Genomic DNA, 22,663 nt, shown 5'->3' with positions numbered 1-22,663 from the left:
CCAGGGGTGCGGGTCCGGGCTCCGGGACTGCGGACCGGTCGGATTACCCGGCGGGGAGCTGGGCACAACGGATGCAGGCTTGCCGCGTGACGTGCGCGAGGCGGGCGAATCGAGCGGTGTGCCCCGTTGCCGCGGGACTCAAGTCGATTTATCGTCCCAGCACGATTCGCGTGCAAGATCACAATATGTGAAGGGGCCGCGGCCATGGTGGCGAAGAAGACCGCCGTACAGCAGTCGGCGTCCGGCAGGTCCACCGGCGCCTCCGGCGGTGCGGCCAAGGACGTCGGTGCGAAGAAGAGCACGCGGGGAGGGAGTCCGGGCACGGCGGCTGCGAAGCCGGCGAAGCAGGTGAAGGCGGCGAAGGCCGTCGGGGCGGGGGGCGCTGAGGAGGCGGTGGCCAAGAAGGTCCCGGCCAAGAAGGCGGCGGCGAAGAAGGCGGCGCCTTCCGGCAAGGCTGCGGCCACGGAGGCGGCTGCCACCTCCCGCGCGGCTGCCACCTCCGAGGCGGCTGCCGCGTCCAAGAAGACGGGGGCCTCGAAGAAGTCCGCCGCCTCGAAGAAGACCGCGGTCGCCAAGAAGGCGGTCGCCAAGAAGGCCCTTGCCAAGAAGGCGGTCGCCGAGAAAGCCCCGGCGAAGAAGGCGGCCGCGGCCGAGCAGGGCGTGGTCCGCGAGTCGGGCGCCGGTCCGCAGGGTGCGGTCGGCGAGGTGGACGCCGGCACGGAGGGGGCCGGTGGCAGGGGCGGTGCGGCCGGGAAGGGGACCGCCCGGAGGAGCACCGCCAGGAAGAGCACGGCCAAGAAGGTGGGCGCGGCCTCGGCCGCGGAGCAGACGGGAGCCACGACAGTGGTTGCGAAGAAGACTCCTGGTACGGCCACGGCGGCGAAGACCGCTGTTCCGAAGGCGCGGTTCGCCGCGGCGGAGCCCGGCGAACTGGCGGTGCGCCCCGGCGAGGACCCCTGGACGCCGGAGGAGGTCGCGGAGGCCCGCGCCGAGCTGGACTCCGAGAAGGACCGGCTGCGCGCCGAGCTGGCCTCGTCCGAGGCGGCCCTGGTGGGACTGATGCGGGACTCGGGGGACGGTGCCGGGGACGACCAGGCGGACACCGGGACGAAGAACATCACGCGCGAGCACGAACTGGCGCTGGCCGCCAACGCGCGCGAGATGCTGATCCAGACCGAGCACGCCCTGGAGCGGCTGGACGCGGGCACCTACGGCCTGTGCGAGAACTGCGGCAATCCCATCGGGAAGGCCCGCATGCAGGCCTTCCCGCGGGCCACGCTGTGCGTCGAGTGCAAGCAGAAGCAGGAGCGCCGGTACTGATCACCCGGCCGTCGGGAAGCGTGCCGTACCCTCGTCCTCAGTCAGGTACCTAGGTCGAGGGACTCACGTGGCAGAGGCGGAGCGCATCATCGGTACGCCGGACACTCCAGAGGCGGGGGGAGCCGAGCCGGAGCCGTCCGGCGGGAACGCCGGGCAGCCGGAGCAGCCGGATTCGGGCGACCCGTCCGGTGCGGACGCGTCCACGGCGCAGGCCGCCGGGCAGCAGCCCCGCGGCAGGCGCCGGATCGGCGTGCTGTTCGGGGTCGCCGCGTTCGCGTACGCCATCGACCTGGTCAGCAAGATGATCGTGGTCGCGAAGCTGGAGCACCACCAGCCGATCGAGATCGTCGGGGACTGGCTGCGGTTCGAGGCGATCCGCAACCCGGGAGCCGCCTTCGGTGTCGGTGAGGCCTTCACCGTGATCTTCACGGTGATCGCGGCGGCGGTGATCGTGGTGATCGCCCGGCTCGCCCGCAAGCTCTACAGCCTGCCCTGGGCGATCGCGTTGGGCCTGCTGCTCGGCGGCGCGCTCGGCAACCTCACCGACCGGATCTTCCGTGCGCCGGGTGTCTTCGAGGGCGCGGTGGTGGACTTCATCGCGCCGAAGCACTTCGCGGTCTTCAACCTGGCCGACTCGGCGATCGTGTGCGGCGGAATCCTGATCGTCCTGCTGTCCTTCAAGGGCCTCGACCCGGACGGGACCGTCCACAAGGACTGAGCGTGTGTTCGGGGGTACCGGACCTGTCCGGCATACTCGACGGGTGAGCACGATTCCCGAGATCCGCAACCTGCCCGTGCCCGACGGCCTGGAGGGCGAGCGTGTAGACGCCGCCATCTCCCGCATGTTCGGCTTCTCCCGTACCAAGGCCGCCGAGCTGGCGGCCGCGGGGAAGGTCACGGTCGACGGGTCGGTGGTCGGGAAGTCCGAGCGGGTCCACGGCGGGGCCTGGCTCGAGGTCGAGATGCCACAGGCGCCCGCGCCGGTGCAGGTGGTCGCCGAGCCCGTCGAGGGCATGGAGATCGTGCACGACGACGAGGACGTCGTCGTGATCGTCAAGCCGGTCGGGGTGGCCGCCCACCCGTCGCCCGGCTGGACCGGCCCGACCGTCATCGGCGGACTCGCCGCTGCCGGATACCGCATCTCCACCTCCGGTGCCGCCGAGCGCCAGGGCATCGTGCACCGGCTCGACGTAGGCACCTCCGGGCTGATGGTGGTCGCCAAGTCGGAGCGCGCCTACACCTCGCTGAAGCGCCAGTTCAAGGAGCGCACGGTCGACAAGCGCTACCACGCGCTCGTCCAGGGCCACCCGGACCCCACCAGCGGCACCATCGACGCGCCCATCGGCCGGCACCCCCAGCACGACTACAAGTGGGCGGTCACCGCCGAGGGCAAGCCCTCCGTCACGCACTACGACCTGATCGAGGCCTTCCGCGCCGCTTCCCTTCTGGACATCAAGCTGGAGACCGGCCGCACGCACCAGATCCGCGTCCACATGGCCGCCCACCGCCACCCGTGCGTCGGAGACCTGACCTACGGCGCCGACCCGACGCTCGCCAAGCGGCTGATGCTGACCCGCCAGTGGCTGCACGCGGTCCGGCTGGGCTTCGAGCACCCCGGGGACGGTGAGTGGGCCGAGTTCGCCTGCGAGTACCCGGACGACCTCCAGCAGGCCCTCGACCAGGTCCGCGAGGAGACCTACGGATGAGCGGCACGCGCGCGTACGTGATCCGCGTCGCAGAGGACCCGGCCGACCGTGAGGCCTGCTTCGCGGTCCGCAAGGAGGTCTTCGTCGGCGAGCAGGGCGTCCCCGAGGACATCGAGTACGACGCCCACGACGCCGGCGCGGTGCATGTGCTGGCGGTCCGGGAGGACGGCGTACCGCTCGGGACCGGGCGGCTGCTGTACGGCGCGGAGGTCGCGGCGAAGACCGGCGGGGACCTGTCGGTCGGGTCGCTGGGACGGCTCGCCGTCACCAGGGAGGCGCGCGGGCTCGGGGTCGGGGCCGCGCTGGTGCGGGCCATCGAGGACGCGGCACACGCGCGTGGGCTCGCGGCCGTGGACCTGCACGCGCAGACGCACGCCCTCGGGTTCTACGAGCGGCTGGGGTACGAGGCGTACGGCCCGGAGTTCCCGGACGCGGGCATCCCGCACCGGGCGATGCGGCGGGCCCTCCAGCGGTAGCCGGGGCGGCGAGGGCGCCGAAAGGGCTGGTGGCGAAGGCGACGTGGCAGGCTTGAGGTCTGCCGTGTGACATCTCAGCCTCCGGAGCACTGACCGTGGATCAGCTGGCCCTGTTGTTCGTCCTGTTGCTCGGGGCCGTGGTGAGTGTCCCGCTGGGTGACCGGTGGAGGCTGCCGGCGCCGGTCCTGATGACCCTGCTCGGGATCGTGCTCGCCCTCCTCGACTTCGTGCCCAATGTGAACGTCCCGCCGGATCTGATCCTGCCGCTGCTGTTGCCGCCCCTGCTGTACGCGGCCGTACGGCGCACCTCCTGGCGGCAGTTCACGGCCAACAAGCGGCCGATCTTCCTGCTCGCCGTGGCGCTGGTGTTCGTCACGATGCTGTGTGTGGCCGCCGTCGCCCACGCGATCGTGCCCGGACTGCCGATCGCCGCGGCCCTGGCCCTCGGGGCGCTCGTCGCGCCGCCGGACCCGGTGGCCGCCACCGCCGTGGCCGGACAGCTCGGGCTGCCGCGCCGGCTGGTGTCCATCCTGGAGGGCGAGGGGCTGTTCAACGACGTCACCGCCATCGTGCTCTACCACGTGGCCATCGCCGCCGTCGTCAGCGGGAGCTTCTCGCCGTGGGAGGCCGGACTCGACCTGGTGCTGTCCGCCGTCGTCGCGGTGGCCGTCGGGCTGGCGCTCGGCTGGGGCGCGAACCGGCTGATGGACCTGCTCGGGGACGCGACCCTGCAGATCGGGCTGACGCTGCTGGTGCCGTACGCCGCCTATGTGCTCGCCGAGGAGTTCCACGGGTCGGGGGTGCTCGCCGTGCTCACCACCGCCCTGTTCCTCGCCGAGTACGCCACCGACCCCGACGACGTGATGACACGGCTGGCCGGGCACACCTTCTGGGACATCGTGGACACGCTGGTGACCGGGGTGGCGTTCGGGCTGATCGGCCTGGAACTGCACATGGCGATCCGGACGGCGTCCGGGCGGTGGGGGGAGATGCTCGGGTGGGCCGCGGCGGTGGTGGCCGTCGTGATCCTCGTACGGCTGCTGTGGCTGCTGCCGGCGACCTGGCTCACCCAGCGGCTGCACGCCAGGCGGGACCACGACGAGGACATCCCGGTGACCTGGCGGGAGACCGTCGTGATGTGGTGGGCGGGGATGCGCGGGGTCGCCTCGGTGGCGCTGGCGCTCGCGATTCCGCTGCAGACCGACGAAGGGACGGCCTTCCCGGACCGGGACGAGATCGTGTTCATCGCCTTCGGGGTCATCATGGCGACGCTCGTGATCCAGGGGCTCACCCTTCCGTGGCTGGTGAAGCGGCTCGGGGTGCAGGCCGACACCGGCCGAGAGAAGGAGTTCGAGAAGGAGCTGGCCGTGCGGGCGGCGAAGGCGGCGAAGCGCCGGCTGCGGGAGATCGAGGCCGAGGAGGACCTGCCGGAGGAACTGTCCGAGCAGATGGCGCGGCGGGCCCTCGACATCGGGCTGCGGATCAGCCCCGACCTGGGCGAGGACGAGCGGCGGGAGGCACATGAGCACCGGGTGCGCCGGCTGAAGCGGGTACGGCGGATCCAGGGGGAGATGCTGAGCGCGGCCCGGCACGAGGTGGTCGCGGCGCGGAGCGAACCGGGTGCCGATCCGGAGATCGTGGACCGGGTGCTGCGGCATCTGGACGTGCGCAGTCTGCGGTGATCGGTGATCTCTCCCCTCACACACCGCCGGTTCCGGTCCGTCGAGAGGTGGCCTCTCCGGCTGTGGTGGCTCGCCGTCGGCGGCCTCCCGGCGCCGGCGCCGGCACGTCACCTCTCACGGTCGTGCGCGTCGACGGCGCGTGCCGCCGCGGGCACCGGCCCGCGGCGGCACGGACCGTCAGCGGTCCGCTCGTGGGGACTCGTGGGCGCGGCGCTGGGGTGAGATGCCGCCGGGTACCCGGCCGTTGGCCCGGTTCGGGGGCAGGAGTGCGTCGGCGGTGTTGACGCGGGGCAGGGCGTACGGGTGCTGCTCGGACAGCCAGCGGATCATCTGTTCGCGGACGGTGACCCGGACCGTCCAGATGTCGTCGGCGTCCTTGGCCGTCGCCAGCGCCCTGACCTGCATGGTGCTGGGTGTGGTGTCGGTGACGTCCAGGCCGTAGGCGCGGCCGTCCCAGGCCGGGCACTCGCGCAGGACGTCGCGCAGCTTCTCCCGCATCGCGTCGAGCGGTGCCGAGTGGTCGACGTGCCAGTAGACGATGCCGGTCATCTGGGGGGTGCCGCGCGACCAGTTCTCGAACGGCTTGGACGTGAAGTACGAGACGGGCATGGTGATCCGGCGCTCGTCCCAGGTCCGCACGGTGAGGAACGTCAGTGTGATCTCCTCGACCGTGCCCCACTCGCCGTCCACCACCACCGTGTCGCCCATGCGCACCATGTCGCCGAAGGCGATCTGGAACCCGGCGAACATGTTGCTCAGCGTCGACTGGGCGGCGACACCGGCGACGATGCCGATGATGCCGGCGGAGGCCAGCAGCGAGGCGCCGGCCGCCCGGAACGCCGGGAACGTCAGCAGCATCGCCGCCACCGCGACCACCCCGACGACGGCGGAGACCACCCGCATGATCAGCGACACCTGGGTGCGTACCCGCCGCACCCGGGCCGCGTCGTGATGCACGCGCGCGTAACGGGTGTACGAGGTGTCGACGATCGCGCCGACGATCCTGATGGCCAGCCACGCGGCCCCCCCGATCAGTACCAGGGTGAGCACCCGGCCGACGCCGACGCGGTGGCCCCCCAGCACCTCGGCCCGGTCGAACGACCCTCTCAGCAGCGCCGCGCAGAGCACGAGCTGGTACGGGATGCGGCCACGGCGCAGCAGCCCCCACAGGGAGGTTTCCGGATGCCGTTCGTCGGCCTTGCACAGCAGTCGGTCGGTGGCCCAGCCGATGAACAACGTCAGCACGACCGAACCGCCGACCACGATCAGTGGGCGGAGCAGGTTCTCCATGCCTTCGAACGTAACCGGCCCGGCGGGGTCGTGAACATGCGGGAGGTGTGAAGAGACCCACGTGCCGTGTCGGGGGAGTCGGCCCGTGGGGCGTTGTCGGTGCCTGCTGGCACCATGGCCTCATGAACATCATGCTCTTCCATTCGACCTATGGACCGCGCCCCGCGGTGCGCGCGGCCGCGGACCGGCTGCGCGCCGCCGGCCACGAGGTGTGGACCCCGGACCTCTTCGACGGGCGCACGTTCGACACGGTCGAGGAGGGCATGGCCCACAACGAGGAGATCGGCAAGGACGAGTTGCTGAAGAGAGCCGTCCTGGCCGCCGCGCCCTACTCGGAGCGAGGGCTCGTGTACGCCGGGTTCTCGCTGGGCGCGTCGATCGCGCAGACCCTCGCCCTCGGCGACGAGAAGGCGCGCGGCCTGCTGCTTCTGCACGGCACCTCCGACCTCGCGCCGAACGCCTCGGTGGACGGCCTGCCGGTGCAGCTGCACGTGGCCGAGCCGGACCCGTTCGAGACCGACGACTGGCTGAGCGCCTGGTACCTCCAGATGGGCAGAGCGGGCGCCGACGTGGAGGTCTACCGGTACGCCGGGGCCGGTCACCTCTACACCGACCCCGACCTGCCCGACTACGACGCGGAGGCGGCCGAGGCCACCTGGCGGGTGGCGCTCGGCTTCCTCGACAGCCTGTAGACGACGGCGACGGCTACACGGGGTCGTACGTCCGCTCGACCTTCTGCGTGCCGGTGCGGGTGCGGTAGGACCGGGACCAGGACGAGGTCGCGTCCGCCTTCGTGCGGCTGGACACCACGTAGTAGTCCATCTGCGCGCGGTCCGCGGTGATGTCCAGGACGCCGTAGCCGTGCCGGTCGGTGTCCACCCAGTGGACGTGGCGATTGGCGGCCTTGATGACCGGCGCGGCGATCGCGGAGACCGTGCCCTCGGGGACCTTCACGAGGTCGTCGAGGTTGTCGGAGGTCACCGAGGTGACCACGAACTCCGTGGCGGCCGAGGCGGACAGCGGGTAGGTACCGGCGTCCACGGGCACGTCGTTGGCCCACGCCATGTGGATGTCGCCGGTGAGGAAGACGGTGTTGCGGATGGCGTTCGCGCGCAGGTGGGCGAGGATCTCCCGGCGGTCGTCCGTGTAACCGTCCCACTGGTCGGTGTTGAGGGCGAGGCCCTCCTGCGGCAGGCCGAGCAGCTTGGCGAGCGGCTTGAGCAGGGCCGCGGAGAGGGAGCCGATGGCGAACGGCGAGATCATCACCGAGTTGCCGACCAGCCGCCAGGTGGTGTCGGAGGCCTTGAGGCCGGCCTTCAGCCAGTCGAGCTGGGCGCGGCCGGTGAGGGTGCGGTCCGGGTCGTCGACGTCACCGTTGCCGACGGAGACCTGCTGGGAGCGGAAGGAGCGCAGGTCCAGCAGGGAGAGATCGGCGAGCTTGCCGAAGCGCAGTCGGCGGTAGGTGGTGCCGGCCAGCGCCGGGCGGACCGGCATCCACTCGAAGTAGGCCTGCTTGGCGGCCGCCTGACGGGCCGTCCAGGCGCCCTCGGCGCCCTCGGTGTGGTTCTCGGCGCCGCCCGACCAGGCGTCGTTGGCGATCTCGTGGTCGTCCCAGATCGCGATGACGGGCGCCTTGGCGTGCAGTGCCTGGAGATCGGGGTCGGTCTTGTACTTGCCGTGCCGGGTGCGGTAGTCGGCGAGGGTGAGGATCTCGTGCGTGGGCGCGTGCTGCCGTACGACGGTGTCGCGGGTGCCGTACTCGCCGGTGCCGTACTCGTAGATGTAGTCGCCGAGGTGCAGCCAGGCGTCGAGGTCGCCGCGGGCGGCGAGGTGACGGTAGGAGGAGAAGTAGCCGGCCTCCCAGTTGGCGCAGGAGGCCACGCCGAAGCGCAGGCCCGCCACGGACGCGTCCGCCGCCGGCGCGGTGCGGGTACGCGCCACCGGGGAGTCGGTCCCGCCGGCCGAGAAGCGGAACCAGTAGTCGGTGGCCGGGGCCAGGCCGCGGACGTCGGCCTTGACGGTGTGGTCGGAGGCGGAGGTCGCGGTGACGGACCCCTTGGCCACGACCGTCGTCAGCGCCTTGTCCCTGGCGACGACCCACTCCACCTCGGTGTCCGGGCCGAGCCCGGAGCCGGGTATCGCGGCGGCGGTCGGGGTCACCCGGGTCCACAGCAGGACGCCGTCGGGCAGCGGGTCGCCGGAGGCGACACCGTGCAGGAAGGAGGGGGCCTCGTCGACGGCCCGCGCGGGCAGGGCGGCGGCGAGCGGTCCGGCCAGCACGGCGGTGGCGGCAGCGGCCTTGACGACCGTACGGCGGCGCGGGGCACGGGCGTCGACGCGATCTGACGGCGCGTCGGTGCTCTCTGTTGATCTGTATCGACTGGTCACGGGCGATCAGATTACTGACCGGTACGACAAAGAGCGGGCGAACTGACAAAAGTTCGCCCGCTCTTCGGGTTTCCGTCCTTCAGACGGCTCGGTCCGCTCGGTCCACCGAGGCCGTTCAGGCCTTGAGGGCCGCCTCGAGCGCGGTGTTGAAGTCGGCGACCGTCATCGGGGCGTTCTCGCTGCCCGGTGCGGTCAGTGCCTTCCCGTCCATCTTCAGCGTCGGGGTGCCCGACACGCCGCTGTCGTCGAACGTCTTGGACATCTCCAGCGCCCACTTGTCGAAGGTGCCGTCCTTCACGGCCTTCTGGAACTCGGCGTTGCTCTTCAGCCCGGAGACCGTGTCGGCCACCTTGATCAGGTAGCTGTCGTCCTTGAACTTGTCGTCGCTCTCCTCGGGGTGCCACTTCGCCGAGTACAGGGCGGTCTTGTACTCGAGGAACGCCTCCGGGCTGACGTCGAGAGCGGCGCCCAGCGCGCTCAGCGCGTTCTTGGAGCCCTCGCCGGTCTGGCTGTTGTCGAGGAAGGTGGCGCCGACGAACTGGAGCTTGTACTTGCCGGCGTCGTAGTCCGACTTCACCGTGGCGCCGACGGTCTGCTCGAACTGGGCGCAGACCGGGCAGCGCGGGTCCTCGTACATCACGAGGGTCTTCTTCGCGGTGCTCTTGCCCATCACGACCGTCGTGCCGTTCTCACCGGTGGTGTTGGCCGGCTTGACCAGCGGGTTGTCCTTGGCCTCTTCCCAGTAGGTGGGCTTGTTGTTCTGGACGACCGCGTAACCTATGCCGCCGGCCACCGCCAGCACTCCGACGACCGAGCAGGCCACGATGGCCTGGCGCTTGATCTTGGCCCGCTTGGCCTGGCGTTCGCGCTCGACGCGCAGCCGCTCGCGGGCCGCCGTCTTCGCCGCAGCACTGTTGCGCTTGCTCATGGTGGTGTTCTCCAGGTGGGACGCGCGCAGGGTCTGCGCGGGATACGTGTGTGGGGACTGTCGTGCTCGTGGCCGCGCGGGCAGTGGTGATGCTCAGGCGGCAGCGGCCGGGCGCGGGGGTCCACGACGTCCCAGGGAGTGCACGAGGATCCGGTCGCGGCTGGTGGCGACCGGGCGGGGCGCGGGCCGCGGCAGGCGGCGGGCGGCCGGGGCGCTGCGGACGGTCACGGCGGCCACGGCCAGCAGCAGCGGCCGGAACGTGGTCGCGGTCGCCGCGCGCAGCACCTGGGCCAGCGCGCGCTCGCCCCGCCGCAGCCAGGCCGCGGCGAGGAGGCCGACGCCGATGTGCGCGCCCAGCAGCAGCCAGGCGGTCGACGGGTCGGCGTGGGCGAGGAGGCCGCCGACCCGCTCGGGGTCGGTGCCCGTCACCCGGGCCAGCGGGGCGCCGACACCGGTGCCGTCGCCGCACAGGAGATCGAAGCCGACCGAGCGCAGCGGGCCGGCGACCGGGCCGCCCGCCCGGCCGTAGCAGACGTGCTGGCCGGTGGTGAAGACCGTGTCGGCCGCCAGCTCCAGCGGGATCAGCAGGGCGGCGATCCGCCCGAAGCCGCGCTCCCGGCCCGCCAGGGCGTAGGCGAGGAGGAACACGGCGACCGCGAGGGCGGCCACCGTGTTCAGCGGCAGCGGGGCCCGGGACAGCAGCACGTGCGACGCGGTGCTGAGCGTCACGACGAAGGCCGTGAACAGCGCCGCGCGTACGGCTCTGAGGCGGGTCCCGGATATGTCCATAGCGGAGGAGAGTGTGTCACGCGCGCCTGTAAGAGACCCCTAAAGGGTCGCTGTGAGCGCCCTTTTCGTTATGGATCCCGTCACAGACCCGGGATCCGGCCGTTGCGGAACAGGTCGAGGAAGATCTGGTGGTCCGCACGCGCGCGTGCGCCGTAGGAGTGCGCGAACTCCACCAGGAGCGGCGCGAAGCCCTCCTCGTCACCCGCGAGGGCCGCGTCGATGGCCCGCTCGGTGGAGAACGGCACCAGGGACTCGCCGGAGGTGTCGTCCGCCGCCGCGTGCATCGTGGCCGTGGCCCGGCCGAGGTCGGCGACGACGCCCGCGATCTCCTCCGGGTCGTCGATGTCGCCCCAGTCCAGGTCCACCGCGTACGGCGAGACCTCGGCGACCAGCTGACCCGCGCCGTCCAGCTCGGTCCAGCCCAGCCACGGGTCGGCGTGTGCCTGGAGGGCGCGCTGCGAGATCACCGTGCGGTGGCCCTCGTGCTGGAAGTACTCACGGATCGGCCGGTCGGTGATGTGCCGGGAGACGGCCGGGGTCTGGGCCTGCTTGATGTAGATCACCACATCGTTCTCCAGGGCGTCGCTGTTGCCCTCCAGCAGGATGTTGTACGAGGGCAGGCCGGCCGAGCCGATGCCGATGCCCCGGCGGCCGACGACGTCCTTCACGCGGTAGGAGTCCGGACGGGTCAGGGAGGTCTCCGGCAGCGTCTCCAGATAGCCGTCGAAGGCGGCGAGGACCTTGTAGCGGGTGGCCGCGTCCAGCTCGATGGAGCCGCCGCCGGGCGCGAAGCGGCGCTCGAAGTCGCGGATCTCGGTCATGGACTCCAGCAGCCCGAAGCGGGTCAGGGAACGGGCGTCGCGCAACGCGTCCAGCAGCGGGCCGTCGGCCGTGTCCAGCGTGAAGGGCGGCACCTCGTCCTGCTTGGCGCCGGTGGCCAGGGCGCGGATCCGCCCGCGGTACGCGCCCGCGTACACCTGCACCAGCTCGGTGATCTGGTCGTCGCTGAGCGCCTTCGCGTACCCGACGAGGGCGATCGAGGCCGAGAAGCGCTTCAGGTCCCAGATGAAGGGGCCGACGTACGCCTCGTCGAAGTCGTTGACGTTGAAGATCAGGCGGCCCTGGGAGTCCATGTAGGTGCCGAAGTTCTCCGCGTGGAGATCGCCGTGGATCCACACGCGCGAGGTGCGGTCGTCCAGGTAGGGCCCGGTGAAGGTGTCGGCGTCGCCGAGGCCGCTCCTCGCCGCGTCCAGGTCGTGGTAGAAGAGGCACGCCGTGCCCCGGTAGAACGCGAACGCCGAGGCTGCCATCTTGCGGAACTTCACGCGGAACGCGGCCGGGTCCGCGGCCAGGAGTTCGCCGAAGGCGGTGTCGAAGACGGCGAGGATCTCCTCGCCGCGAGGCTCTTCGTTGAGCTGCGGAACCGACATCGCGGGGTGCCTCCTGGTGCTTCATGTGTACGACAGCGTTTCTGTCGTCTCCAACGGGCGGCCGCGTGCGAAAGTGCCCGCGGCCCCCGCTGTGAAGGTACGCGGGGGAGCCCGCCGGGTGTCAGTGCCGAGGCATAGACTTCGACGCTGACCCCCGGACCGTCCGCCAGCCCGTCGTCGACTGTTTCCCTTGGAGGCCATGCCGTGTCAAAGCCGCCGTTCACGCACCTGCACGTCCACACCCAGTACTCGCTGCTGGACGGTGCCGCGCGGCTCAAGGACATGTTCGACGCGTGCAACGAGATGGGCATGACCCATATCGCCATGTCCGACCACGGCAACCTGCACGGGGCGTACGACTTCTTCCATTCCGCGAAGAAGGCCGGAGTCACCCCGATCATCGGGATCGAGGCGTATGTCGCCCCCGAGTCGCGGCGCAACAAGCGCAAGATCCAGTGGGGCCAGCCGCACCAGAAGCGCGACGACGTCTCCGGTTCCGGTGGCTACACCCACAAGACGATCTGGGCGACCAACGCGACCGGCCTGCACAACCTCTTCAAGCTCTCCTCGGACGCGTACGCCGAGGGCTGGCTGCAGAAGTGGCCGCGGATGGACAAGGAGACCATCTCCCAGTGGTCCGAGGGGCTCGTCGCCTCCACCGGCTGCCCCTCCGGCGAGCTCCAGACCCGCCTGCGCCTCGGCCAGTACGACGAGGCGCTGAAGGCCGCCGCCGACTACCAGGACATCTTCGGCAAGGACCGCTACTTCCTGGAGCTGATGGACCACGGCATCGAGATCGAGCGCCGGGTCCGGGACGGTCTGGTCGAGATCGGCAAGAAGCTCGGCATCCCCCCGCTGGTCACCAACGACTCGCACTACACGTACGCGCACGAGGCGACCGCCCACGACGCCCTGCTGTGCATCCAGACCGGCAAGAACCTCTCGGACCCGGACCGCTTCCGCTTCGACGGCACCGGCTACTACCTGAAGTCCACGGACGAGATGTACGCCATCGACTCCTCGGACGCCTGGCAGGAGGGCTGCGCCAACACCCTCCTGGTGGCCGAGATGGTCGACACGACCGGCATGTTCGAGGCGAAGAACCTCATGCCGAAGTTCGACATCCCCGAGGGCTACACGGAGGTCAGCTGGTTCAAGGAGGAGGTCCGCCGCGGCATGGAGCGCCGCTTCCCGGGCGGCATCCCCGAGGACCGGCAGAAGCAGGTCGAGTACGAGATGGACGTCATCATCCAGATGGGGTTCCCGGGCTACTTCCTCGTCGTCGCCGACTTCATCATGTGGGCCAAGAACAACGGCATCGCGGTCGGCCCCGGCCGTGGCTCCGCGGCCGGCTCGATCGTCGCGTACGCCATGGGCATCACCGACCTCGACCCGATCCCGCACGGCCTGATCTTCGAGCGGTTCCTCAACCCCGAGCGCGTCTCCATGCCCGACGTCGACATCGACTTCGACGAGCGCAGGCGCGTCGAGGTGATCAGGTACGTGACCGAGAAGTACGGCGCCGACAAGGTCGCCATGATCGGCACCTACGGCAAGATCAAGGCGAAGAACGCCATCAAGGACTCCGCGCGCGTGCTGGGCTACCCGTACGCGATGGGTGACCGCCTCACCAAGGCGATGCCCGCCGACGTCCTGGGCAAGGGCATCGACCTGAACGGCATCACCGACCCCTCGCACCCCCGCTACAGCGAGGCGGGCGAGATCCGCGCGATGTACGAGAACGAGCCGGACGTGAAGAAGGTCATCGACACCGCCAAGGGCGTCGAGGGCCTGGTCCGGCAGATGGGCGTGCACGCGGCCGGCGTGATCATGTCCAGCGAACCCATCGTCGACCACGCCCCCGTCTGGGTGCGGCACACCGACGGCGTGACCATCACGCAGTGGGACTACCCCCAGTGCGAGTCGCTGGGCCTGCTGAAGATGGACTTCCTGGGCCTGCGCAACCTCACCATCATGGACGACGCCATCAAGATGGTGAAGGCCAACAAGGGCATCGACCTGGAGATGCTCGCCCTCCCGCTGGACGACCCCAAGACCTTCGAACTGCTCTGCCGCGGTGACACCCTCGGCGTCTTCCAGTTCGACGGCGGCCCGATGCGCTCGCTGCTCCGCCAGATGCAGCCCGACAACTTCGAGGACATCTCCGCCGTCTCGGCCCTCTACCGGCCGGGCCCGATGGGCATGAACTCGCACATCAACTACGCGGAGCGCAAGAACGGCCGCCAGGAGATCACGCCGATCCACAAGGAGCTGGAGGAGCCCCTCCAGGAGGTCCTCGCGGTCACCTACGGCCTGATCGTCTACCAGGAGCAGGTGCAGAAGGCCGCCCAGATCATCGCCGGGTACTCGCTCGGCGAGGCCGACATCCTGCGCCGCGTGATGGGCAAGAAGAAGCCCGACGAACTGGCGAAGAACTTCACCATCTTCCAGGCCGGCGCCAAGAAGAACGGCTACAGCGACGAGGCGATCCAGGCCCTGTGGGACGTGCTGGTCCCCTTCGCCGGATACGCGTTCAACAAGGCCCACTCGGCCGCGTACGGACTCGTCTCCTACTGGACGGCGTACCTGAAGGCGAACTACCCCGCCGAATACATGGCCGCGCTGCTCACCTCGGTCAAGGACGACAAGGACAAGTCGGCCGTCTACCTCAACGAGTGCCGCCGCATGGGCATCAGGGTGCTCCCGCCGAACGTGAACGAGTCCGAGTCGAACTTCGCCGCGCAGGGCGACGACGTGATCCTCTTCGGCCTGTCCGCCGTGCGCAACGTCGGCACCAACGTGGTCGAGTCGATCATCAAGTCCCGCAAGGCCAAGGGGAAGTACTCCTCCTTCCCCGACTACCTCGACAAGGTCGAGGCGGTGGTCTGCAACAAGCGCACCACGGAATCGTTGATCAAGGCCGGCGCCTTCGACTCGATGGGCCACACCCGCAAGGGTCTCACCGCGCAGTACGAGCCGATGATCGACAACGTGGTCGCGGTCAAGCGCAAGGAGGCCGAGGGCCAGTTCGACCTCTTCGGCGGCATGGGCGAGGAGCAGAACGACGAGCCCGGCTTCGGCCTCGACGTCGAGTTCACCACCGACGAGTGGGACAAGACGTACCTGCTCGCGCAGGAGCGCGAGATGCTGGGTCTGTACGTCTCCGACCACCCCCTCTTCGGCCTGGAGCACGTGCTGTCCGACAAGGCGGACGCGGGCATCGCCCAGCTCACCGGGGGCGAGCACGCGGACGGCGCGGTCGTCACCATCGGCGGCATCATCTCGGGCCTCCAGCGCAAGATGACCAAGCAGGGCAACGCCTGGGCCATCGCCACCGTCGAGGACCTCGCCGGCTCCATCGAGTGCATGTTCTTCCCCGCGACCTATCAGCTGGTCTCGACCCAACTCGTCGAGGACGCCGTGGTGTTCGTCAAGGGGCGCCTCGACAAGCGGGAGGACGTGCCGCGCCTGGTCGCGATGGAACTCCAGGTGCCGGACCTGTCCAACGCGGGCACCAACGCGCCCGTGGTCCTCACCATCCCGGCCGTGAAGGTCACCCCGCCGATGATCAACCGGCTCGGCGAGATCCTCACCCACCACCGGGGCGACAGCGAGGTCCGGATCAAGCTCCAGGGCCCCACGAAGACGACCGTGCTGCGCCTGGACCGGCACCGGGTCAAGCCCGACCCGGCCCTCTTCGGCGACCTGAAGGTGCTGCTCGGCCCGTCCTGCCTGGCCGGCTGAGCGGCGGACACACGCAAGGGGCGCACCCGGATCTCCGGGTGCGCCCCTCATGCATGTGCAAGGGCGTCAAAGGCCCGTTACGCAGATGCTAGTTGTGGCCGAAGCGCTTGCCGCGTCCCTTGCCTCGGGCGAGGTCGCCGGGCGTCACCTGCGGGGAGCGCGTCTCGTCCTGCGGCTCGAGGGTGGCCTGCGGTGCCGACTGCGGGATGCGCTCGGACTGCGGCTGCTTGCGGTCACGGTTCTTGTTCTTGGCCATGGGGATCTGCCTCCTGTTGGGGGTCTAGGGGCCAGGGCCGGAATCAGATTCACATAGGCTGAGTTATGACGCATTTCGGATAATTACCGTCGGTGACAGGGTTCGTCGGAGGGTCCCGCCCCGAAACGCCACGCCGAAGATCGAGTTCCGGCCGTTAACCCCCGCGCAGTCGGGCAGACTCGAAGCAGGCCCGAAGCAAATCTCCCGGGAAGAGGGTGAGTCGTGTGGACCGCTGCATCGTCCTGGTGGACGCCGGGTATCTGCTGGGGGCCGCCGCGAGTCTCCTCGCCGGAGAACCCTCGAGATCCAGGATCACCGTCGATCACGCCGCCCTCGTCCAGGGCCTGCGCGAACAGGCGGAATCCGAGACCGAACGGCCGCTGCTGCGGATCTACTGGTTCGACGGCGCCCCCGACCGCGTCCCCCAGCCCGAACACCGCAGACTGCGCGTGATGCCCCGGGTCACCGTCCGGCTGGGCGCGCTGACCCGCAGCGACGGCCGCTGGGCGCAGAAGGGCGTCGACGCCGCCATGCACGCCGAGCTGACCGAGCTGGCCCGCAACCGCGCCTGCTCCGACGTCGTCCTCGTCACCGGCGACGGCGACCTGCTGCCCGGCATGATGGCCGCCAAGGAGCACGGCGTCGCCGTCCACCTGTGGGCCGTACAGGCCGCCGACGGCGACTACAACCAGTCCGAGGACCTGGTCGCCGAGGCCGACGAACGGCGCGTCCTGGACCGTACGTGGATCACCAAGGCCGTACGCGCCAAGGATCTCGGCGGGGTCTGCGCGCCCTCGCCCGTGCCGCGGCCCGAGATCGCCGCCATCCTCTCCGCGCCGCTGCCCGATTCCACCCTCGCACCCACGTCCGAGCGGCCCGCCGAGCAGAGCGAGCACCCCTCCGCCACCGCCGACAACGGCACCCGGGGGCGGGTCCCCGCCGCCAAGGGCGTCCCGACCCCCAAGGACCTCGCGGCCCTGCGCACACCCGGCGCCCAGGCCGTCCAGCCCTCCGCCACCGCGACCCTGCGCTGGTCCTCCGACAAGGGGTGGGTCGACCGGCCCGGCACCGCCGCCGAGCCTCCCGAGGTCGCCTCGATGCCGACGCTCGCGCAGGTCACCACGGCCGAGCAGCGGTGGGCCGACCGCGAGGAGGACATCACCACCGTCGGCGGCGACCCGTTCGAGGTGGGCCAGGTGTTCGCCCGCCGCTGGATGGGGCGCCTCGGCGACCAGGGCCATCTCCAGAAGCTGTCCGGCATGTATCCGCGCATCCCGCACCGCATCGACGGCGAGCTGCTGCGGTACGCGGCCCGCTTCGGCCTCCTCGCTCACAAGGACGACCAGATCGACGAGCACGACCGCTACGCCATCCGGGCGGGGTTCTGGCGCGAGATCGACGTACGGACCGACGCCGAGCAGGCGCCCGCGGCGGACTGAACCGGGCACTTTGGACGCCCCCGACGGAGAGCGGGGGCCGCCGACCCCGTACTCTCGTCCCTTGTGAGTACGCGCGCGGCAACGACCATTCGGCACCGGGACGAGGTCGTGTGTGCCGTACGCGGACTGACCAAGACCTATCCGGCGTCCCGGGGCCGACGCGGCACTCCCGCGACCCCCGAGGTCCGCGCCACCGACGACGTACGGCTCGAAGTGCGCCGGGGCGAGATCTTCGGTCTGCTCGGGCCCAACGGCGCCGGCAAGACCAGTGTCGTCCGGCAGGTGACCGGGCTGATGCGGCCGGACACCGGCAGCGTGGAGATCCTCGGGCACGACATCGTGCGCCACCCGGAACGGGCCGCGCGCATCCTCGCCTACCTCGGCCAGGAGTCCACCGCCCTCGACGAACTCACCGTCTCCCTCGCCGCCGAGACCACCGGACGCCTGCGCGGTCTCCCCGTACGCGAGGCCCGGCGCGAACGGGACGCCGTGCTCGACGAACTGGGGCTCACCCCGATCGCCGGGCGGCCGCTGCGCAAGCTGTCCGGCGGACAGCGGCGGCTGGCGTGCTTCGCGACCGCGCTGGTGGGGGAGCGGCCGCTGCTGGTGCTGGACGAGCCGACCACCGGGATGGACCCCGTCGCCCGGCGCGCCGTGTGGTCCGCGGTGGACCGGCGGCGCGCCGAGCGCGGCACGACCGTGCTGCTCGTCACCCACAACGTCATCGAGGCCGAGACGGTCCTCGACCGGGTCGCCGTCCTCGACCGCGGCCGGGTCATCGCCTGCGACACCCCGTCGGGGCTCAAGGAGCAGGTCGCCGACGAGGTACGGGTCGAGCTGGTGTGGCGCGAGCGGGCACCGCTGGACGTCCCCGAGGTCGCCGCGCTGCGCGAGCGGGCCGTGGAGTCCGGGCGCCGCTGGACCCTGCGGCTGGGCCCGGAGGAGGCCCGTACGGTCGTCGCCACCGTCACCGGCGGGGCCGCCTTCGCCGCGCTGGACGACTTCACCCTCGCCACACCGAGCCTGGAGGACGTCTACCTGGCGCTGGGCGGGGCCGCCCGGCAGGGGTTGGTGAGGGTGTGAGCAGGATCGTCCCCGCATCCGTATCGAACAGGGCGACATCGACCAGGGCGACCACCGGACCCAAGAGGAGCAACGCGACGTGAGTGTCGTACCCGCAGAGGTTCTGCCGGGCAGCGCCCTGGCCGTGGACGAGCAGCCGGCCCGGGAAGCGGCCGAGCTGGCGCCGCGCGCGCGGCTGTGGCCTTCGATGGCGGCCGTGTACCGGGCGCAGCTGTCCCGCGCGCGGGTGGCCCGTATCCCGCTGCTGTTCGTGGCGACCTTCCAGTCGGTCGGCATCCTGATCATGATGCGCGGGGTCGTCGAGGGCGGACGCGAGGCGGAGGCCGTGGTGGCCGGCTCGGCCGTCCTCGTCGTCGCCTTCGTCGCGCTGAACCTCCTCGCGCAGTACTTCGGGCAGCTGCGGGCCAGCGGCGGCCTCGACCACTACGCCACGCTGCCGGTGCCGCCCGCCGCCGTGGTGCTCGGCGCGGCGGGCGCGTACGCGTCCTTCACCGTGCCGGGGACGCTGGTGACCGCGGTGTTCGGCTCGCTGCTCTTCGGGCTGCCGCTGACCCACCTGTGGGTGCTGGCGCTGGTCATCCCGCTGTCCGGCGCCGCGCTGGCCGGGCTCGGCGCGGCCTTCGGACTGCTCGCCCCGCGCCCGGAGCTGGCCACCGTGCTGGGCCAGCTGGGCATGTCGGCGGCGCTGCTGCTCGGCGTCCTGCCGCCCGACCGGATGCCGGAACCGGTGCGCTTCACCCGCGATCTGCTGCCGTCGACGTACGGCGTGGAGGCCCTCGCGCGGACCTTCCGGCCGAACCCCGACTGGGCGTTCGTGCTCGGCGACCTCGCGGTGTGCGCCGTGGTCGGTGTGGTCTCGCTGGCCGTCGCCACCTGGGCGTACCGCCGGGCCGCCGTCCGATGACGCACGGCACAGGCGGGCCTGGCACGATGTCAGGGTGACCGCACCGCTGACTCCTCCTCCGCCGCCGCACGAACCGTCCCCGCACGACGCCTGGCCGTCGCCCGGGGCGTACCCCGGTACGGCGGCCGCGCACGACGCCGGACACGGACAGGACGGGCCCGGGATGAAGACGGAGCTGCGGGAAGCCGCCGTGATCACCGTCCTGGTCGCGATCACCGGCGTGGTGCTGGGACTGCTGTGGGTGTGGCTGGCGCCGCGCGTCCCGCTGGTCGGGGAACTCACCGACGACAGCTGGGTCGTCTACCTCAAGGACACCGAGGGCGAGCAGGCCGTCGGCGTGGACGGCACGTTCGCCCTGCTGGCCATGGCCTGCGGTGCCGTGAGCGCCGCCGCCGTGTTCGCCTGGCGCCGGCGCGGAGGCGTGCCACTGGTCGTGGCGCTGGCCCTCGGCGGACTGCTCGGCTCCCTGCTGGCGTGGCGGATCGGCGTGTGGCTCGGCCCCGGACAGGACGTCATCGCGCAGGCCAGGGCGGCGGGCAAGGGCGTCACCTTCTCGGCCCCGCTGAAGCTGAGCGCCAAGGGCGCGCTGCTGGCCTGGTCCCTGGCCGCCCTGCTCGTACACCTGGGCCTCACGGCCCTGTTCGGCCCGCGGGACCCCGAGACGTTCGGACAGGGGCCGGTGCAGAAGGACCCGTACGGGGCGCCGCTGGCGTAGGGCGTCGGCGCACCGGGCCGGTCCTCGCGTTTTGGGCGCCACAGCTGGACCTGGCGCCGCGCCCCGTGCACGACGGCCAGGCGCCCGCCCGGACCGTGACGGCACTGGCAGGCCCTCCGCCGTCGCCGGGGTGGCCCGCTCCGCGTCTACGGGCGGCCGATGGGCGCGAGGACCGCTTCCGTGAGCTTGGCCAGGTCGGTGGGGGACAGCTCGACCTCCAGGCCGCGGCGGCCCGCCGAGACGCAGATCGTGGCGTGGGCCTCCGCGGAGTCGTCGAGGACCGTGGGGAGCCTCTTGCGCTGGCCCAGCGGGGAGATCCCGCCGCGGACGTAGCCCGTGGTGCGTTCCGCCAGGGCCGGGTCGGCCATGGCCGCGCGCTTGCCGCCGACCGCCGCCGCGAGGGCCTTCAGGTCCAGTGAGCCGGCGACCGGGACCACGGCGACCGTCAGCCTGCCGTCCACATCGGCCACGAGGGTCTTGAAGACCCGGTCGGGGGAGACACCGATGGCCTCGGCCGCCTCCTCGCCGTAGGACGGGTGGGCCGGGTCGTGGTCGTAGGCGTGGACCGTGAACTCCAGGCCCGCCGCCGTCAGGGCGACGGTCGCGGGCGTGCCCCCGGACTGCTGCTTCTTCGACTTCTTCGCCATCAGGGCCTTCTCGTGCGTCAGTTGAGACTTGTCGGCCCGCGGGTCAGATCCGCCGCGGGCAGCGAGGGCAGGCTACGGAGGATGGCCGTCTCCGCGCGCAGGAGTTTCAGCTCGTCGCGCAGGCGGGAGGCGGTGTCCGGGGCCTGAAGCAGCCGCTGCTTGGTGGGCGAGTCGAGCATCATCGCGGCCGCCACCAGGTACGACACCACGGACGGCTCGTCGGGCAGGTCCGCCCCGGTGGACAGCGAGCGCTCCCGGGCGCCCGCGAGGCGCTTCTGGTACTGGCGGAAGGCCCGCAGCACGCCCTCCGCGAGCGCGCCCGCCTCGTCGCCCGGCTCCTCCGTCAGCTCCTCCAGCTCCGCCGTGAGGAACGGGCCCGAGGCGTCCACGGACACCAGCCGCACCCGGGTCGTCCCGGTCGCCAGCACCTCGAAGGTGCCGTCGGCCCGCTCCCGGACGGTCGCCGCGTCGGCGATGCAGCCGACCGCGTGGAACGCCTTGACCGGGTCGTCGCCGAACCCGGCGGCGGGACCCCGTTGGAGCGGCGCCGTCTGGTCCGGCATGCCCGGGGCGGCCGGTGCCACCTCATGACCGTCGCGGATCGCGACGACGGCGAACCGGCGCGGTTCCTCCTCGGGGGTTTTCAGCAGATCGCGCATCAGGGCGCGATAGCGCTCCTCGAACACGTTGAGCGGAAGCACCAGTCCCGGGAAGAGGACGGTGTTCAGCGGGAAGAGCGGCAGCCGGACGGTGGTCACGCCGCAGAAGCCTAGTGGTCCGCGGGGTACGCGCGTTCCCCGTGCCCATTCCGTGGATGTCCCGCGGGTTCTTCGGACGGCCCCGAGCACACGTTCTCGCGCACCGCCAGGAAGTGTCCCAGCGGGTCGTCCGACAGCCGGCCCCACGGGAAGGACGTGGCGTACGGGCCGATCAGGCGCAGCTGGGCGAGGGCGTCCGCCCGGCGGCCGAGCCGGACCAGGACGTACGTCAGGAGGTTGCGGATCTCGGCCGTCCAGGGGTCGGAGCCCGGGAAGAGGCCGGAGAGCCCGATCGCGCGGTCGGCGGCCGCGTCGAGGCGTTCGCGCGGCACCTCGGGCCCGCAGCCGTCGGTGAGGTAGGCGAAGGCGGCCCGTACCGGCAGCGCCTGGACGAGTGAGCCGGCCGGGGCGTCCTGCGCCGCCCGGTCGGCGAAGTCGAAGCACTCGCGGTGGGAGCCGTGCCAGGACTCGGCCAGATAGCGCTTGGCGGCCACATGGCAGCCGTAGTGGTGCGGGGCGCGGCGGACGGCGGCCGACCACAGCTCGCCGAAGTACTTGTGCCCGGCGTTCGACCCGCGCGCGTGGTCCAGGGCGATCCGCCACGGCACCGGGTCGCGGTGGTCGGCCTGCGCGGCGGCCGTGATCAGCGGGCTCACCTCACGCAGCAGCTCGGCTCTGGCCGGCGAGCCCCAGGCGCGCCCCACCGCGAGCTGGGCGGCCACCAGCAGGACGTCCGGGGCGTGCGGGGCGGCGGCCCGCCACTCCTCGAACCACTCCGGGCGGGAGTGCGCGAAGGACGCGAGGCGGGTGACGTACCGGTCGCGGTGCTCCCACTCGGCGCGCTCGCGCGTGCCGGCCAGCAGGGCGGCGGCGGCCTCGTAGGTGCCCCGCCCGGCCGCGACCAGCGCGGGGCCCAGGCGGTCGTCGGGCACGTCGAGGAGCACCTCGTCGTCGGCGGGGAGCCCGAGGCCGGTCGCGGGGTGGGGGGCGGCGGCGGTCCGCGCGCGCCGGGACGCGGCCGTCCGGGAGGCGCGGATGAAGGGGGGCAGCAGAGCCATGGTTTTGCCATTGAAAAGCGGCGGGTCGGCGATGCGCCAGGGGATGTGAC

The 22,663-nt window shown here is 71.5% G+C and carries 20 protein-coding genes; 11 read left to right on the top strand and 9 right to left on the bottom strand.

Annotation, left to right across the window (positions count from 1 at the left end; all coding sequences use genetic code 11):
* Nucleotides 1–204 precede the first annotated feature (204 nt).
* From ACFWJX_RS33770 to ACFWJX_RS33750, 5 genes are all read left to right on the top strand, one after another.
* On the top strand, nucleotides 205–1,320 hold the full coding sequence (locus ACFWJX_RS33770; RefSeq protein WP_383250139.1) for a TraR/DksA family transcriptional regulator: 1,116 nt from the start codon (nucleotides 205–207) through the stop codon (nucleotides 1,318–1,320).
* Nucleotides 1,321–1,387: 67 nt separating this feature from the next.
* Nucleotides 1,388–2,038, top strand: a complete 651-nt coding sequence (lspA, locus tag ACFWJX_RS33765; RefSeq protein WP_383250138.1) for a signal peptidase II — start codon at nucleotides 1,388–1,390, stop codon at nucleotides 2,036–2,038.
* A 43-nt stretch (nucleotides 2,039–2,081) separates the two neighbouring features.
* On the top strand, nucleotides 2,082–3,026 hold the full coding sequence (locus ACFWJX_RS33760) for an RluA family pseudouridine synthase (protein ID WP_383250137.1): 945 nt from the start codon (nucleotides 2,082–2,084) through the stop codon (nucleotides 3,024–3,026).
* Nucleotides 3,023–3,502 carry a GNAT family N-acetyltransferase gene (locus tag ACFWJX_RS33755; protein WP_383250136.1) on the top strand — a complete coding sequence of 160 codons (480 nt, stop codon included), beginning with the start codon at nucleotides 3,023–3,025 and terminating at the stop codon, nucleotides 3,500–3,502. The genes ACFWJX_RS33760 and ACFWJX_RS33755 overlap by 4 nt, the downstream gene beginning before the upstream one ends.
* Nucleotides 3,503–3,597: 95 nt before the next feature.
* Complete coding sequence (locus tag ACFWJX_RS33750; RefSeq protein WP_383250135.1) at nucleotides 3,598–5,184, top strand: Na+/H+ antiporter; 1,587 nt, start codon at nucleotides 3,598–3,600, stop codon at nucleotides 5,182–5,184.
* Nucleotides 5,185–5,361: 177 nt separating this feature from the next.
* Here the strand turns inward: ACFWJX_RS33750 and ACFWJX_RS33745 are convergent, their stop codons facing one another.
* Nucleotides 5,362–6,474 (bottom strand): mechanosensitive ion channel family protein, encoded by a 1,113-nt coding sequence (locus ACFWJX_RS33745; protein WP_383250134.1) that lies wholly within the window; start codon nucleotides 6,472–6,474, stop codon nucleotides 5,362–5,364.
* A gap of 122 nt (nucleotides 6,475–6,596) precedes the next feature.
* On the opposite strand from ACFWJX_RS33745, the gene ACFWJX_RS33740 reads away from it, so the two are divergent.
* Nucleotides 6,597–7,166 carry a dienelactone hydrolase family protein gene (locus tag ACFWJX_RS33740; protein ID WP_383250133.1) on the top strand — a complete coding sequence of 190 codons (570 nt, stop codon included), beginning with the start codon at nucleotides 6,597–6,599 and terminating at the stop codon, nucleotides 7,164–7,166.
* Between the two features lie 13 nt (nucleotides 7,167–7,179).
* On the opposite strand, the gene ACFWJX_RS33735 is transcribed toward ACFWJX_RS33740, so the two are convergent.
* From ACFWJX_RS33735 to ACFWJX_RS33720, 4 genes are all read right to left on the bottom strand, one after another.
* On the bottom strand, nucleotides 7,180–8,862 hold the full coding sequence (locus tag ACFWJX_RS33735) for an alkaline phosphatase D family protein (protein ID WP_383250132.1): 1,683 nt from the start codon (nucleotides 8,860–8,862) through the stop codon (nucleotides 7,180–7,182).
* A 115-nt stretch (nucleotides 8,863–8,977) separates the two neighbouring features.
* A complete protein-coding gene (locus ACFWJX_RS33730; RefSeq protein WP_383250131.1) occupies nucleotides 8,978–9,790 on the bottom strand; it encodes a thioredoxin domain-containing protein in 813 nt (270 codons plus the stop codon).
* A 93-nt stretch (nucleotides 9,791–9,883) separates the two neighbouring features.
* Nucleotides 9,884–10,579: a hypothetical protein gene (locus tag ACFWJX_RS33725; protein ID WP_383250130.1), complete on the bottom strand. Its 696-nt coding sequence runs from the start codon at nucleotides 10,577–10,579 to the stop codon at nucleotides 9,884–9,886.
* Nucleotides 10,580–10,659: 80 nt separating this feature from the next.
* Nucleotides 10,660–12,009, bottom strand: coding sequence for a DUF2252 domain-containing protein (locus ACFWJX_RS33720; RefSeq protein ID WP_383250129.1), 1,350 nt, complete (start codon nucleotides 12,007–12,009; stop codon nucleotides 10,660–10,662).
* A gap of 204 nt (nucleotides 12,010–12,213) precedes the next feature.
* Here ACFWJX_RS33720 and dnaE point away from each other — a divergent pair, with 204 nt between their 5' ends.
* The gene (gene dnaE, locus ACFWJX_RS33715) at nucleotides 12,214–15,753 is read left to right on the top strand and encodes a DNA polymerase III subunit alpha (protein WP_383250128.1); all 3,540 of its coding nucleotides are present in this window, start codon (nucleotides 12,214–12,216) and stop codon (nucleotides 15,751–15,753) included.
* 88 nt (nucleotides 15,754–15,841) lie between these two features.
* Here the strand turns inward: dnaE and ACFWJX_RS33710 are convergent, their stop codons facing one another.
* Nucleotides 15,842–16,009: a hypothetical protein gene (locus tag ACFWJX_RS33710; RefSeq protein ID WP_383250127.1), complete on the bottom strand. Its 168-nt coding sequence runs from the start codon at nucleotides 16,007–16,009 to the stop codon at nucleotides 15,842–15,844.
* Between the two features lie 224 nt (nucleotides 16,010–16,233).
* Here ACFWJX_RS33710 and ACFWJX_RS33705 point away from each other — a divergent pair, with 224 nt between their 5' ends.
* The 4 genes from ACFWJX_RS33705 to ACFWJX_RS33690 all read left to right on the top strand — a co-directional run bounded on the left by ACFWJX_RS33705 (nucleotide 16,234) and on the right by ACFWJX_RS33690 (nucleotide 20,150).
* Entirely contained in the window at nucleotides 16,234–17,448 is a 1,215-nt protein-coding gene (locus ACFWJX_RS33705) for an NYN domain-containing protein (protein ID WP_383250126.1), read from the top strand.
* A gap of 108 nt (nucleotides 17,449–17,556) precedes the next feature.
* On the top strand, nucleotides 17,557–18,531 hold the full coding sequence (locus ACFWJX_RS33700) for an ABC transporter ATP-binding protein (RefSeq protein ID WP_383250162.1): 975 nt from the start codon (nucleotides 17,557–17,559) through the stop codon (nucleotides 18,529–18,531).
* A gap of 79 nt (nucleotides 18,532–18,610) precedes the next feature.
* A complete protein-coding gene (locus ACFWJX_RS33695) occupies nucleotides 18,611–19,435 on the top strand; it encodes an ABC transporter permease (RefSeq protein ID WP_383250125.1) in 825 nt (274 codons plus the stop codon).
* Nucleotides 19,436–19,469: 34 nt separating this feature from the next.
* A complete protein-coding gene (locus ACFWJX_RS33690; RefSeq protein ID WP_383250124.1) occupies nucleotides 19,470–20,150 on the top strand; it encodes a hypothetical protein in 681 nt (226 codons plus the stop codon).
* Nucleotides 20,151–20,296: 146 nt separating this feature from the next.
* Here ACFWJX_RS33690 and ybaK read toward each other — a convergent pair whose 3' ends face one another.
* From ybaK to ACFWJX_RS33675, 3 genes are read right to left on the bottom strand one after another with little or no spacing between them, the layout of a single operon-like run.
* Entirely contained in the window at nucleotides 20,297–20,797 is a 501-nt protein-coding gene (ybaK, locus tag ACFWJX_RS33685; protein WP_383250123.1) for a Cys-tRNA(Pro) deacylase, read from the bottom strand.
* Between the two features lie 17 nt (nucleotides 20,798–20,814).
* Nucleotides 20,815–21,555, bottom strand: coding sequence for an LON peptidase substrate-binding domain-containing protein (locus tag ACFWJX_RS33680; protein WP_383250122.1), 741 nt, complete (start codon nucleotides 21,553–21,555; stop codon nucleotides 20,815–20,817).
* Nucleotides 21,556–21,566: 11 nt separating this feature from the next.
* Nucleotides 21,567–22,613: a hypothetical protein gene (locus ACFWJX_RS33675; protein ID WP_383250121.1), complete on the bottom strand. Its 1,047-nt coding sequence runs from the start codon at nucleotides 22,611–22,613 to the stop codon at nucleotides 21,567–21,569.
* Nucleotides 22,614–22,663 lie beyond the last annotated feature (50 nt).

The organism is Streptomyces sp. NPDC058335 (assembly GCF_042723915.1).
Taxonomy (GTDB): domain Bacteria; phylum Actinomycetota; class Actinomycetes; order Streptomycetales; family Streptomycetaceae; genus Streptomyces.
This window is presented reverse-complemented; position numbering and strand designations above follow the sequence as displayed.